This is a genomic window from Nitrosospira multiformis ATCC 25196 (genome assembly GCF_000196355.1).
GTDB lineage: Bacteria > Pseudomonadota > Gammaproteobacteria > Burkholderiales > Nitrosomonadaceae > Nitrosospira > Nitrosospira multiformis.
In genome coordinates, this window is sequence record NC_007614.1 from 1293985 (window position 1) to 1306551 (window position 12567).

At 53.0% G+C, this 12567-nt stretch carries 16 protein-coding genes; 10 read left to right on the top strand and 6 right to left on the bottom strand.

Annotated elements, in window-relative coordinates; translation table 11 throughout:
• Window positions 1–109: 109 nt before the first annotated feature.
• The 5 genes from NMUL_RS05895 (at window position 110) to NMUL_RS05915 (ending at window position 2926) form a co-directional block, all read left to right on the top strand.
• Window positions 110–535 carry a rhodanese-like domain-containing protein gene (locus NMUL_RS05895; protein ID WP_011380466.1) on the top strand — a complete coding sequence of 142 codons (426 nt, stop codon included), beginning with the start codon at window positions 110–112 and terminating at the stop codon, window positions 533–535.
• On the top strand, window positions 532–801 hold the full coding sequence (grxC, locus tag NMUL_RS05900; RefSeq protein WP_011380467.1) for a glutaredoxin 3: 270 nt from the start codon (window positions 532–534) through the stop codon (window positions 799–801). Before NMUL_RS05895 ends, grxC begins: the two co-directional genes overlap by 4 nt.
• A gap of 151 nt (window positions 802–952) precedes the next feature.
• Entirely contained in the window at window positions 953–1432 is a 480-nt protein-coding gene (gene secB, locus NMUL_RS05905) for a protein-export chaperone SecB (RefSeq protein WP_011380468.1), read from the top strand.
• Window positions 1433–1439: 7 nt separating this feature from the next.
• Window positions 1440–1928: an SH3 domain-containing protein gene (locus NMUL_RS05910; protein WP_011380469.1), complete on the top strand. Its 489-nt coding sequence runs from the start codon at window positions 1440–1442 to the stop codon at window positions 1926–1928.
• Window positions 1925–2926 (top strand): NAD(P)H-dependent glycerol-3-phosphate dehydrogenase, encoded by a 1002-nt coding sequence (locus NMUL_RS05915; protein WP_011380470.1) that lies wholly within the window; start codon window positions 1925–1927, stop codon window positions 2924–2926. Before NMUL_RS05910 ends, NMUL_RS05915 begins: the two co-directional genes overlap by 4 nt.
• A gap of 55 nt (window positions 2927–2981) precedes the next feature.
• On the opposite strand, the gene NMUL_RS05920 is transcribed toward NMUL_RS05915, so the two are convergent.
• Both NMUL_RS05920 and NMUL_RS05925 read right to left on the bottom strand, forming a co-directional pair.
• Window positions 2982–3443 (bottom strand): tRNA (cytidine(34)-2'-O)-methyltransferase, encoded by a 462-nt coding sequence (locus NMUL_RS05920; protein ID WP_011380471.1) that lies wholly within the window; start codon window positions 3441–3443, stop codon window positions 2982–2984.
• Between the two features lie 38 nt (window positions 3444–3481).
• Complete coding sequence (locus NMUL_RS05925; protein WP_308457445.1) at window positions 3482–4153, bottom strand: ComF family protein; 672 nt, start codon at window positions 4151–4153, stop codon at window positions 3482–3484.
• A gap of 177 nt (window positions 4154–4330) precedes the next feature.
• Here NMUL_RS05925 and bioB point away from each other — a divergent pair, with 177 nt between their 5' ends.
• The 5 genes from bioB to bioD all read left to right on the top strand — a co-directional run bounded on the left by bioB (window position 4331) and on the right by bioD (window position 9114).
• Entirely contained in the window at window positions 4331–5359 is a 1029-nt protein-coding gene (gene bioB, locus NMUL_RS05930) for a biotin synthase BioB (protein WP_011380473.1), read from the top strand.
• A 74-nt stretch (window positions 5360–5433) separates the two neighbouring features.
• Entirely contained in the window at window positions 5434–6624 is a 1191-nt protein-coding gene (gene bioF / locus NMUL_RS05935) for an 8-amino-7-oxononanoate synthase (RefSeq protein WP_011380474.1), read from the top strand.
• 83 nt (window positions 6625–6707) lie between these two features.
• A complete protein-coding gene (gene bioH, locus NMUL_RS05940) occupies window positions 6708–7499 on the top strand; it encodes a pimeloyl-ACP methyl ester esterase BioH (protein ID WP_011380475.1) in 792 nt (263 codons plus the stop codon).
• Between the two features lie 6 nt (window positions 7500–7505).
• Window positions 7506–8429: a malonyl-ACP O-methyltransferase BioC gene (gene bioC, locus NMUL_RS05945; RefSeq protein ID WP_011380476.1), complete on the top strand. Its 924-nt coding sequence runs from the start codon at window positions 7506–7508 to the stop codon at window positions 8427–8429.
• A gap of 4 nt (window positions 8430–8433) precedes the next feature.
• A complete protein-coding gene (bioD, locus tag NMUL_RS05950; RefSeq protein WP_011380477.1) occupies window positions 8434–9114 on the top strand; it encodes a dethiobiotin synthase in 681 nt (226 codons plus the stop codon).
• A gap of 710 nt (window positions 9115–9824) precedes the next feature.
• Here the strand turns inward: bioD and NMUL_RS05960 are convergent.
• The 4 genes from NMUL_RS05960 to NMUL_RS05975 all read right to left on the bottom strand — a co-directional run bounded on the left by NMUL_RS05960 (window position 9825) and on the right by NMUL_RS05975 (window position 12465).
• Complete coding sequence (locus tag NMUL_RS05960) at window positions 9825–10577, bottom strand: type 1 glutamine amidotransferase domain-containing protein (protein ID WP_011380478.1); 753 nt, start codon at window positions 10575–10577, stop codon at window positions 9825–9827.
• A gap of 518 nt (window positions 10578–11095) precedes the next feature.
• A complete protein-coding gene (locus NMUL_RS05965; protein WP_011380479.1) occupies window positions 11096–11311 on the bottom strand; it encodes a cold-shock protein in 216 nt (71 codons plus the stop codon).
• A gap of 521 nt (window positions 11312–11832) precedes the next feature.
• Window positions 11833–12036: a hypothetical protein gene (locus tag NMUL_RS05970; protein WP_041352414.1), complete on the bottom strand. Its 204-nt coding sequence runs from the start codon at window positions 12034–12036 to the stop codon at window positions 11833–11835.
• A gap of 165 nt (window positions 12037–12201) precedes the next feature.
• Entirely contained in the window at window positions 12202–12465 is a 264-nt protein-coding gene (locus NMUL_RS05975) for a hypothetical protein (RefSeq protein ID WP_041352415.1), read from the bottom strand.
• Window positions 12466–12567 lie beyond the last annotated feature (102 nt).

Here is a 12567-nt window from a genome sequence, read left to right on the forward strand (position 1 = left end):
AAAGGAACGGAGCGGGAGAATTCCGTACGCCTTCTGTCTCTGATAGAATAGTTGGATACGAAAGTCAAGGAAACAAGAGACTAAAGAAGGTATTTTTAGGAGATTTGGTGTGTCATCATTCGGTGTGTCATCATTCGTGCAGAATAACATTGCCCTGATTGTTGCTGCTGTGGCGAGCGGTATCCTGCTGTTATGGCCGGTGATTTCGCGGCGTGGCAAGGAAGTGGATACGATGGCAGCGGTACAGCTCATCAATTACAAGGAGGCGCTGGTGCTGGATGTACGCGAAGGGAGCGAATATGCGTCGGGGCATGTTCCCAATTCAAAGCATATTCCAGCCGACAAGCTCGAACAGCGGTTGCAGGAGTTGGATAAATTCAAGGACAAGCCGGTGATATTGATCCATCGCAGTGGAGCCAATACCAGCGGGAAGGCGGGTTCCCTTCTGAGGAACCAGGGTTTCCAGCACGTGCACAACCTTGCAGGTGGTTTTGATTCCTGGCAGCAGGCCAATTTGCCGGTAATAAAAAAATGAGCGAGGGATCTGCAAAGGTATTGATGTATTCCACCGGTTTCTGCCCGTATTGTGTCATGGCGGAACGGTTGCTGCGAGCCAGGGGCGTGGAGGAAATAGAAAAAATACGGGTGGATCTTGAACCCGCACGCCGGGCGGAGATGATGGAGAAAACCGGACGTCGCACGGTTCCACAGATCTACATTGGCGATACGCATGTAGGCGGTTACGACGATCTGGCGAGGCTCGACCGCAATGAAGGGCTGGCAAAGCTCCTCGCAATATGAGCTGCCTCTCGAAAAGGGTGAGGCGGCGAGGGGGGTCGCAGCAGATTTGAGCAGATGGGAATACCTTTTGTGAACAATTTTATTTCCGGGGATGATGATTTCGGATTAATGTTCACCTGGTTCATAGTTTTATCATTCTTTGGAACCCGACATGAGCGATGAGCAGCAGCAACCGGTTTTCAGCATCGAAAAGGTCTATGTCAAAGACCTTTCTGTTGAAATACCAAACGCGCCCAGAATATACCTGGAGCGCGAGACACCTGAAGTGAACATCCAACTGCACAGCAAGAGCGAGCGCATCGATGAAACCTTGTATGAGGTCGTGCTGACAACGACCGTCACCGCAAAAATCAAGGACAAGACGATGTTTCTGGTGGAGATACAGCAAGGAGGTGTTTTTCAGATTCGTCATGTTCCGGAAGCTGAAATGGAGCTTGTGCTCGGTATTGCATGCCCAAATATTCTCTTCCCCTATCTGCGCGAGGCAGTTTCGGATACTGTAACGCGCGCGGGATTTCATCCGGTCATTTTGAATCCGGTGAATTTCGAGGCACTTTACTACCAGAGAAAGCAGCAGACGGAGAATTCGGCGGCGCCGCAGACTCCGGAGACACAGCAAATCACGCATTAGAATAAAGATGAGGCGTGTGCGCGGTTCATCGCTGAAAATATCCTCCTTGCTGAGCCGGGGACTGGCCATCCTCGGAATGACGGTGTCGATGTTTCCATCGCTCGCCATTGCGGCGCTGGAGTTTTATTCGATCAATGACAATGGGGTCATCATGTATGACGCCCCATCACTCAAGGCGGGGAAGGTCTATGTGGCCAGCCGCAATCTGCCTGTTGAGGCTATCGTAAAAGTCGACGGATGGGTAAAGGTTCGCGACAGTGAAGGAGCGCTCGCCTGGGTAGAAGAAAAAGCCCTGAGCGAGAAGCGCCATATCCTCGTTACCTCACCGCTGGCGGATGTCTATCAGGTAGCAACTATCAATTCGCCCCTGATGTTCCAGGTACAGCAAGGTGTAATCCTGGAGTGGCTTGAGCCCCCGGCCAACGGATGGGTGAGGGTGCGGCATCGCGACGGTCAAACCGGGTACGTCAGGACCAGTCAGGTCTGGGGTTCATGAGAATAGCGGTGATGGGAGCCGGCGCATGGGGCACCGCGCTGGCTCTCAGTCTTTGTGCAAGCACCGCCTCTTCCCATCAGGTGACATTATGGACACGCAGCCGCCAACATCTGGCCGATCTCGTTTCACAGCGTATCAATCGCCGCTATTTTTCCGCTTTTCCCTTACCGGCATCATTGCGGTTGACCGCAGGGCTCGAAGAGGCTGTCGAGGACGCCGAACTCGCCCTGATCGTTGTGCCGGTTTCCGGTTTGCGCGAAACTTTGCGGGAAATTGCAGCAAGCGGGAAGAAGATCCCTGTCATCTGGGGATGCAAGGGATTTGAATCGCAATCGGCAAAGCTGCCGCATCAGGTGGCCGAGGAGGAGTATGCCGGAGCCGCGCCATATGGCGTTCTATCGGGTCCCAGTTTTGCGCTTGAAATCGCGCAAGGCTTGCCCGCGGCCTTGACTCTTGCCTCCAGGGATGGGGAATTCGCACGAGAGGTAGCGGCGCAACTGCACGCTCCGCGGCTGCGGGTTTATTCTTGTACCGATGTAGTGGGTGTGGAAACGGGGGGCGCAGTCAAGAACGTCATATCGATTGCCGCAGGCATTTGCGACGGCATGGGATTCGGGTCCAACGCCCGGGCGGCCTTGATCACCCGTGGCCTTGCGGAAATTACCCGATTGGGTTTAAAACTGGGGGGACGCATGGAGACCTTCCTGGGTTTGACCGGGGTGGGTGATCTGATATTGACCTGCACTGGGGATTTGTCGCGCAATCGCCGGGTTGGGCTGGCACTCGCGGCGGGTCGCTCCCTCCCCGACATTCTGCAGGAACTGGGGCATATCGCCGAAGGTGTCCACACCGCCCGGGAGGTATTGCGATTAAGTCACCTGCTGGGCATTGAAATGCCGATCACAAAGGGGGTTTGCAGTATACTGGATGACGGTGTTCCGGCTGGGCAGGCAGTAGAAGCGTTGCTCAATCGTGAACCGAAATCGGAAATCTATTGAGCGGATCGAAAGACATAGAGAAGACAGTACCTCAACACATTCAACTCCTCCGGCGCTATGCGAATCCCGTCTGGCGCCATGCCTCATAGACTATCACCGCAACGGCATTCGATAGATTGAGACTGCGGCTTCCCGCTGCCATCGGTACGCGAAGGCGGTGCTGCTCAGGGAAATTTTCCAGTAGATCAGTTGGCAGGCCGCGGCTTTCAGGGCCGAAAAGAAAGGCGTCACCAGGCGAATAGGTAACAAGGTCATAGCGTTGTTTTCCCTTGGTGGAAATTGCAAAAAAGCGTCTGTCCCTGTCCCCGAGCTCGTCCATACATTCTACCCAGTCTGCATGCACCGTGATACTGGCAAACTCGTGATAATCCAGTCCGGCACGAAGCAGTAGTTTGTCTTCCAGGGTAAAGCCGAGGGGCTTGACCAGATGTAAGCGGATGCCTGTATTAGCGCAAAGGCGAATGATATTGCCGGTATTGGGTGGAATCTCGGGTTGATACAGAATTACGTCGAACATATTGATTCTGTCTTACATGTTGTTTTTATGGAATGTTTTTATGGAGTGCCGGGAAGCGTGCGTGCGACTACCCACGCGCTGATATGAACGGCGCCGCATTTACGCAGTACTCTGGCCAACTCGTTCAACGTTGCGCCCGTGGTCATTACATCATCGACGATTGCAATATGCTTTCCGTCTAAGTTCTCCTCGCAGTCAAACGCATTTCGAATATTTTTTTCTCGCTCCTTCCACGGAAGCCGGGTCTGGGAAGCCGTATCCCTGACGCGACGACATAGCGCGGGCAGCAGGGGAACATCCAGTTTTTTCGATATCTGCCGGCCTATCTCCATCGCCTGGTTGAAACCCCGTTCCCGCAATCTTACCGCGTGTAATGGCATCGGGACGATGAAATCCGGTAATACAGCCTTGTCGATCTGCGCCAGCAGCAAATCTGCCAGGACCGGTGCCAAGGCAAGATTAGTCCGGTATTTGAGTGAGTGGAGAAGCGCATCGATCGGAAAGGCATAATTTACAGCGGCGAGCGTAAGATCAAAGGCCGGGGGATGAGCAAGGCAGGCACCGCAGACACGGGCTTCCTCCATGGGTAACGCGCAAACCGGGCAGTGAGGGCCTGAAATATGAGGCAGGCTGTCCCGGCAAGGCGTGCAAAGGTCTTCAGTAGCGGCGCTTCCACAGAGGAAGCAATTTCTCCCGAATAACAACTGCACTATTTTTAAGCGATAGTTCAAAAAAATCGAGCAAAAAATTGACAACAACGGCGCAATTTGTGATTATGCCATTCGCTACTAAAGACGAGGCGGGAAAATGAGAGCCATTTGGCTTTCATTTCGTTTATCGTGAACAGGGTTCAGACAAATCGATTGTCAAACATTGAAGGGTAGGATATGAGCCAATCAGCTTCCGGTATCGTCAACATTGAAACGTCTTCGGGCGGAGCAGTCGACAGTTTCGCTGACAAACTTTCCGGCATCAGTGCTGATTTTCGGCGGTGGGACGTTCGCCGCGTCGAAGCGTTGCTCGATCTGCCGTTCAGCGATCTGATTCATCGGGCGCAACTGGTTCATCGTCAATATCACGATCCCAACGGAGTGCAACTTTCCACACTGATTTCCGTCAAGACCGGGGGGTGTCCTGAGGATTGCGGATATTGTCCGCAGGCGGCGCGCTATCATACGAATGTGGAAAATCAGGACATGCTCACGGTTGAAGACGTGATAGCAGCAGCGGCAGCCGCCAAAGCGCAGGGGGCCACGCGGTTTTGCATGGGCGCAGCGTGGCGCGGTCCCAAGGAGCGGGATATGAAAAGCGTGGTGGAAATGGTGAGGGCTGTAAAAGCGTTGGGGCTTGAAGCGTGCACGACGTTGGGCATGTTGAAGCCGGGACAGGCGGAACAGCTCCAAGAGGCGGGTCTCGACTATTACAACCATAACCTCGATACGTCACCCGAATTTTACGGGGAGATCATTACAACCCGCGATTACGAGGATCGGCTCGACACCTTGCAAAAGGTTCGTCATGCGGGTATCAATGTGTGCTGTGGAGGCATTGTGGGCATGGGCGAATCGCGTCGCGCCCGGGCTGGACTCATCGCCCAGTTGGCTAATCTCGATCCTTATCCCGAGTCCGTTCCCATCAACCATCTGGTGCAGGTCGAAGGCACGCCGCTTCACGGGACAGAGGCGCTGGATCCTCTGGAATTCGTGCGCACGATTGCGGCTGCGCGCATTACCATGCCGAAGGCAATGGTAAGGTTATCAGCCGGCAGGAGAGAAATGCCGGATGCAGTGCAGGCACTGTGTTTTCTCGCTGGCGCCAATTCCATTTTTTACGGCGATAAGCTGCTTACTACCGGCAATCCTGAAGCCGAACGGGATAAAGCGTTATTTGACAGGCTGGGGCTGCATTCCATATAGCAGCTTTTCACCTCGATCTTCTTTATTTTCCACTACCCTGCGGCAAATGATCTTATCGGGCAACCTCTGCTCGTATGCTCAACGACTTGGATTCAATTCATCAAACGGATGAAGGGCTGCGCGAATACCTGCGCAGCCGTGGAAACCGGAGCTTGTATCGGTATCGCCTGACACTTGAGAGTCCTCAGGCCCCTCGGATAACGGTAAGCGGTCGTGAATACTTGGCATTTTGCAGTAATGATTATCTCGGTCTTGCCAATCATCCCGAACTGATTGCAGCGCTTTGCGAAGGCGCGACGCAGTACGGCGTGGGAGCGGGTACGTCGCATCTCGTCAGCGGACATTCGCGGGCACACCATCTGCTGGAGGAAGCGCTGGCATCCTTTACCCGATTCCCCCGGGCATTGCTATTTTCCACAGGATACATGGCAAACGCAGGCGTAGTAACAGCGTTGACCGGCCGGGGTGATGCCGTATTCGGGGACAAACTCAATCATGCCTCCCTCAACGATGCAGCGCTTCTATCGCGCGCGAGGTTGAGTCGTTATCCCCATCTGGATCTGGCGACCCTGGAGCGGCAGCTTGCCGCATCTCCAGCCAGACGCAAACTCGTGATATCGGATGCGGTATTCAGCATGGATGGAGATATCGCACCGCTTCCAGAGTTGCTGGAGTTGTGTGAAAGATACGACGCCTGGTTGCTGCTCGACGATGCGCACGGATTCGGAGTATTGGGCAATCAGGGGAGGGGGAGTCTGGCGCACTTCAATATCAGTTCGCCGCGCATTATCTACATGGGGACACTCGGCAAAGCGGCGGGTGTATTTGGGGCATTCGTAGCTGCTCAGGAAGAAATCATCGAAACGCTCATCCAGTGCGCGCGAAGCTACATCTATACTACTGCGACTCCACCCTTCCTGTCTCATGCCTTGCTGAAAAGCCTGGAGCTGATTGCAGGCGGTGCAGGGCGACGTGAAAAACTGGCGCAACTCACCAAGCTGCTCAAGCAGGAGTGTCATCCGCTGCGGTGGCAACTGCTGCCTTCGGATACTCCCATCCAGCCGCTGGTCATGGGAGAGAATGCCGAAGCTCTGCAGGTCAGCGAAGCATTGCGCCAGAAAGGCATTCTGGTAACCGCCATTCGACCGCCTACCGTGCCCGAGGGGACAGCGCGCCTGCGTATCTCGTTATCCAGTTCCCATGATATCGAGGATGTTATGGAACTGGGAGCGGCACTGCGGGAAATCGACCGGGATATGGAATGACTATGGAATGACTGGGCACCTTTACGCCGGATATGACATTCGCCTTGTAAGGGCGACCTCGCGGATACAATGTGGAATGCTCGATGGGCCAGGTAAGCCTTTACGTCGAATCCTTGGGTGAAGGTCCCGATCTCGTTCTGCTGCATGGGTGGGCCATGCATAGCGGAATGTGGGGTAGCACCCGGCGATCACTGGCCCAGCATTTCCGCTTGCATCTCGTCGATTTGCCGGGTCATGGATTCAGCCGGGGAGCCTTACCTTACAAAAGGGGAGAGAAAAATGGTGTCAGCGAGGATATGGTCGAGAGGGTGGTGGAGGTTCTGCCTCCCGATTGTGTAATTTGTGGATGGTCGCTGGGGGGACAGCTCGCAATCGAACTCGCCTTGCGCGAGCCGGCGCGCGTGGAGAAAATCATTTTGACTTCCACCACGCCCAGCTTCGTCAAACGCGAGGACTGGCAATGGGGGATGGAGGAATTGACATTGAAGGCGTTTGCGGAAAATCTCAGGCGGGACTTCAGTACCACCATGAAGCGGTTTCTTACCCTGCAGGTGAGTGGGGGAGGGGATGCCGGGAAGGTATTGCCCGAGATGCGGAGACTTTTGTTCGAGCGCAGTGCGCCGGAGCCTGAAGCATTGGAAGCGGGGTTACAGATCGTGCTTGCGAACGACCTTCGCGGAAAGCTGCGAAACATCGTTCAACCCACTTTGCTGATACACGGCGAGAACGATGTCATTGCCCATCCCGAGGCAGCGGCATGGATGAAGCAGCAATTTCAGGATGTCGAGCTGGCCATGCTACCGAATTGCAGTCATGTGCCTTTCTTGTCCTATCCTGATAAATTCATTGCGAATATCGTTCGCTTCGCCAGATGAGTTCAAATGAGTGGAAATGAGTCTGTAGTGAATTACGATCACTTCATCGATAAGCGCCGGGTGCGAAAGGCGTTTGAACGGGCTGCGCCTTTATATGATCAGGCTGCGGTCCTTCAGCGTGAAGTATGCGACCGGATGCTGTCCCGCCTTGAATACATCAAATATATGCCCGATGTTGTTCTCGATGCCGGAAGCGGCACCGGCTATGGCACGTGCAAGCTGCTTGAACGCTACCCCGACGCCTCCATGCTCGCCATCGATATTGCGACCGGCATGCATCACCAAGCCCGGCAGCGGATGAATTCCATGATTCCGCGCTGGCGACAGTTGTTCGGGGTGGGCCGCAATCAGCGTACAAGCCGGGTCCGTTATGTTGCAGGGGATATTGAGCAATTACCGTTGGAAGATTCCTGTGCCGGCCTTGTCTGGTCCAATCTGGCGCTGCAATGGTGTAATGATCTCAAAAAAACCTTTGATGAGATGCGGCGTATCCTGAAAAATGGTGGTTTGTTCATGTTCAGCACTTTCGGGCCGGATACTCTGAAAGAATTGCGCCAGGCTTTTCGCCATGCGGATGATTACAGTCATGTCAATCGCTTTGCGGACATGCACGACATAGGCGACATGCTGGTGCATAGCGGCTTTGCCACCCCGGTCATGGATATGGAATATATTACCCTGACTTATGACGAAGTTATCAGCGTCATGCGCGATCTCAAAGCCATCGGCGCCCATAATGCCACCGGGGCGCGGCATCGCGGGTTGACGGGAAAAAATGCGTGGCAAAAAGCTATCGGCCATTACGAGACGCTGCGTACAGGGGGAAAATTGCCAGCGACTTTTGAAGTGGTGTATGGCCATGCCTGGAAACCGGCGCCCCGAACATCCATTCTTACACCGGAAACACGCCGCCACATCGGCCTGGAATAAGGATATGGGAATGGGAAAGGGGTATTTCGTCACCGGGACAGATACCGGCGTGGGTAAAACGCGCGTGACCTGCGCCCTGCTGCATGCCTTTGCTGCCACCGGAAAAACTGTGGTGGGCATGAAGCCTGTCGCAGCCGGATGCGAAAACGGGATGTGGCCTGATGTCGAATTACTGGCTGCTGCAAGCAACATTTCCGTGCAACGCGAGCATATCAATCCTTATGCGCTGGTTCCTCCAATTGCTCCGCACATTGCTGCAGACAGGGCAGGCATTGAAATCGATCTCGAAGTCATTCGCCAGGCACACCTTGAGCTGAAAAAAAAAGCGGATATTGTGATCGTGGAAGGAGCAGGAGGATTTCTCGTCCCCTTGAACGATCATGAGGACAGCGTAGCCCTGGTGCAGGCTTTGGGTCTAGCGGTCCTGCTGGTGGTGGGGATGCGGCTCGGCTGTATCAACCACGCACTGTTGACGGCCCATGCCGTTCGAGCAGCCCAAATTCCGCTGGCGGGATGGGTGGCAAACCGGATCGATCCGGAAATGGCGGTTTTCAAGGAGAACGTACTGGCCCTGGAGCAGCGGCTTGACTGTCCACTGCTGGGTATATTGCCTTACGATCAGAACCATGATGCCAGGGATTTGTCGTCCTTGCTGGATATTGCAAGAATCGGGATGAGCTCCTAATAGAAGTGCGTTCCGCGAAGCTCTGCTGAGGGGCATACCCAAGGCATTACCATTATGCCTTGTGCCCCTGCCTGGCCCAAGCGGAAATCCTGGGAGCAGAATCGTCAAGATGCGGATAAAGTACCCCACCATCCTTGACGGCTTAAAACAACAACACGCAGCTGCCAAGCATCGCCTGAACGCAAACAGCCGTTTGGCACCTATTCCGCAGAACCTTAGTCATACTGGTATGTGGAAAGACCAGTGCGGTGGAGTGGCACAAACTAGACTGATCGGCTCATATACTTTTTGCCTGCCGGATTTTAAGCTGAGCTGTTGCAACGGAAGGTTGTGGGGCATTGCCGGTAGGCTGAGTAGCAGTGATCGCGAAACTCGAGCTTAGCTCATCCCTTAGCGGAGCGGGGTGAGTCTGCCATGGGGAACGGCCTTCAACATCCACCCAAAAACCACTGCATCAGCGGGGTGAGGTTGTTCAAGCGAGTCTTCGGCATCGACATGCAGCGCTGTCCGAGCTGCGGTGTGGGTAGTTGCAGATCATTGCGGCGCTCCTGGGGGTGATCGAGAGGATCCTCGAACATCTTGGATTGGAGCCACAATCCAAGGCCCCGGCGCTCGCTACTCTGTAATCTAGCGGCACTGCACCCTACGGCGCTTGCCGTTGTTGCATTTTTCATCCAGATCGGCAACTTCTGTAGACGATGTATCATCGTTCATAAAAACATTTCCTTTGGCAAGGAATCTATTTCTTTGAGTTCCTTGAGCTTCTTGATCACGGCCTGGCCCAGATTTTTGGTACTTTTTGGATTCTGGGCCGTAATCAGGAGGCCATCCTCCACCACATGGGAGCCAAACGGCATCATTGCCTTGCTGTATCGCCCCCCTCGCTTTTGTAGTTCTTCCTCCAGGTTGAACGGAACCGCCTCATCGCGGTTTGCCAATTTCTCTTCCTTCCACGAAAAACCCGTTATCTGCTTACCATTAATAAGATATGTCCCGTCGCTCAGTTTCACTTCCAGCAGCCCGCAAGGTCCATGGCACGCGGCCGAAACAATCTTGCCGGCTTCATAGAATCCGGCGGTCAATTCCGCCAATGATGCGCTTTTTGGAAAGTCGAACATGACCCCGTGCCCCCCCGTCATATAGATGGCATCGTACCCGGCCGGATCCGCGTCGGATACTTTCAACGTGTTGTCCAGCCGACTCATGAAGCCCTTATCTTCGTAGCGCCTGGAAAGACTCCCCCTGAGGCCGATGGCGTCACCCATTTCCGTGATGAGCAGGCTTTCGGGATCAAGGGGAGTTTTGCCACCCGACGGACTGGCAATATCCATCTTATAGCCTGCTTCTTCAGCAATATCCCAAAATTCGACGAGTTCGCTAAGCCACAGTCCCGTTCTGTATCCCACCTTTTCAAACAGGTCAGAGTTGGTAACGATGATAAGAATCTTGCTGGTCACAATCATTTTTTGCTCCTATGTGTAATGGCCACCCATTAATTGGCTGGTTGCGATAGCCAAGTCTATTTAATACCACGCGTCTTTCAGGCTGATCTGCTCGGTTATCAACATAGTTCAGTAAAATGTTTGCAAATTGATGTAGAAGCGCTGACTTGCATCCACGTCCGGTTAATCCCATGAGGTTTTCCCCTGTTGCCGGGGATAGATCGGGGATAGCGCTGTGGATAAGTTCGGTAAGTCTATATTTGGGATAGATCTACTGGGGTTGCTCAGATTTGTTGCAGCATAGAAGTGATGTAGCTGGTAAACCACGGTTCGTCGAATTACCAGATACTGTCGATTTTCGTCGGGATCATGGGTAATCCATACTGGAGTATGGAAGATGCGGTGGGTAATGGAGAATGGTAAGGTTAAACAACTTCGGAACCCGAAATATTACTGACTATGGCTTTTTTCCGCTCTTGTTTGAATTAAGTAATTCTGCAATGACTACAGAGGATGCGTTTGTCCCTGGCATAAAATCTTTAAGCGGATTGAATGTTTGATGCCTGTTTGCCCTTCGGGCCGTTCGTAATCTCAAACGTTACTTTTTGACCTTCCTGAAGCGTTTTGAATCCGCCGGTGTTTCCAAAAATATTGATTGCGGAGAAGTGAGCGAATAAATCCTCATTGCCCTCATCAGGGGTAATAAAACCAAAGCCTTTTGTTCCATTGAACCATTTTACTGTGCCGGTTGCCATTTTTACCTCCTCAAAAAAGTAAGCGGAAATCCGGAAACACGCCCGTCAAAAGAGAGGTTACATGTGCAACGCGCTCAATTGTCCCCCTGGGCTACGAATATAGGGGCAGGCTTGCCAAGAGGGTCTCCAAAGAAAAATGCTTTTGACGAAAGAGTAAAGCAGGTGTTACGCACCTATTCTAGTAGCAGGCATGTTTCTTTTTTATGAATGCGAGGTAATCTCCGCTTTCTGCTGCAGGATTGAAAAAAGCCCAAAGAAATTCGTGGAATGCGCAGATTACAAAGGTCCCTATGCAGCGTGAGCGAATAAGTACGCGAGCTGATCCGCGTCGACTGGCTCCTGTTCCGCAGAATCATAACGGTCATATCCGACAGCATTACCCCTAACTTCGCCGAATCGAGAGTGGCACGCACTTCCTCAGCGCCTGGTCTTCATGAAAGGACAGGGTATAAACTTTCAACGCCTTGAAATCCCCTCAAAAAACCCGCGCTGTGTTAGAAGGTATCTTGAAAAGCCAGAGATCAGGTGGCAGTGCGCATTTCGCGGCGCCTGCGACGCGGAAGTTTGCGGCTTTCATCTTCATAAGCCGCAAAAATAGTGGACATGTCTAACTCTGATCTGGATTTTCCGGCAGAGCGAAGCTTTTTATTAATGCCTCTTTCCAGCCAGCGATCAAACTCATCCGATGTATAACCATACAGGTCGGTGTATCTTCGTTTCTTCATAACGTTTCTTCAGAGGTGAGAAAACATATCAGCTAAAAAAGCTCCCATTTCAGGGCCGGTTGGATTTTTACAATCTTTAAGGGGAGGAATATGTTCGGTATCGTACCGAACATTCCACGGAAATAGACTTGACGACCCGCTTGGGGAAACCGGTGGGCCGGCACCTCAGGGCCTATCCCCCCGATAACGCAGGGGGTTGCGATCAGCAGAGGGAGAAGAAGGATTAATGGGAGCCAGACCTACGCTGGGCCCCGTACTTTTTTCCCAGTGCACTACCGATTCAGGAAAACCCACGAGCTCTTCTTCGTACACATAGGGAGCTAAAGAACCATAAGTTTCTTTCGGATCGCAGGCCAGATTAGAAATAACGTTATTCATGCGCTCGATATAGCCCTCTTTGGTCCTTATATACACAGCGTATTTAAACATCTGTTTACTCCCGGGCGGATTTGGTTCGCACATCTTACTGCGGGTTTATTACGGTATTTTTAAGGGCATGAGAGCTAGCTCATGAGACAGCCGAGAGGATTT

Bases quoted from the DNA above. Each gene is read 5' to 3' on its own strand.
- NMUL_RS05920 (WP_011380471.1), bottom strand. From the start codon at position 3,443: ATGTTCGACGTAATTCTGTATCAACCCGAGATTCCACCCAATACCGGC.
- bioF (WP_011380474.1), top strand. From the start codon at position 5,434: ATGCTCAACGACTTGGATTCAATTCATCAAACGGATGAAGGGCTGCGC.
- bioB (WP_011380473.1), top strand. From the start codon at position 4,331: ATGAGCCAATCAGCTTCCGGTATCGTCAACATTGAAACGTCTTCGGGC.
- NMUL_RS05910 (WP_011380469.1), top strand. From the start codon at position 1,440: ATGAGGCGTGTGCGCGGTTCATCGCTGAAAATATCCTCCTTGCTGAGC.
- bioC (WP_011380476.1), top strand. From the start codon at position 7,506: ATGAGTGGAAATGAGTCTGTAGTGAATTACGATCACTTCATCGATAAG.
- grxC (WP_011380467.1), top strand. From the start codon at position 532: ATGAGCGAGGGATCTGCAAAGGTATTGATGTATTCCACCGGTTTCTGC.
- secB (WP_011380468.1), top strand. From the start codon at position 953: ATGAGCGATGAGCAGCAGCAACCGGTTTTCAGCATCGAAAAGGTCTAT.
- NMUL_RS05915 (WP_011380470.1), top strand. From the start codon at position 1,925: ATGAGAATAGCGGTGATGGGAGCCGGCGCATGGGGCACCGCGCTGGCT.
- NMUL_RS05970 (WP_041352414.1), bottom strand. From the start codon at position 12,036: ATGAAGAAACGAAGATACACCGACCTGTATGGTTATACATCGGATGAG.
- NMUL_RS05975 (WP_041352415.1), bottom strand. From the start codon at position 12,465: ATGTTTAAATACGCTGTGTATATAAGGACCAAAGAGGGCTATATCGAG.
- bioD (WP_011380477.1), top strand. From the start codon at position 8,434: ATGGGAATGGGAAAGGGGTATTTCGTCACCGGGACAGATACCGGCGTG.
- NMUL_RS05960 (WP_011380478.1), bottom strand. From the start codon at position 10,577: ATGATTGTGACCAGCAAGATTCTTATCATCGTTACCAACTCTGACCTG.
- bioH (WP_011380475.1), top strand. From the start codon at position 6,708: ATGGGCCAGGTAAGCCTTTACGTCGAATCCTTGGGTGAAGGTCCCGAT.
- NMUL_RS05965 (WP_011380479.1), bottom strand. From the start codon at position 11,311: ATGGCAACCGGCACAGTAAAATGGTTCAATGGAACAAAAGGCTTTGGT.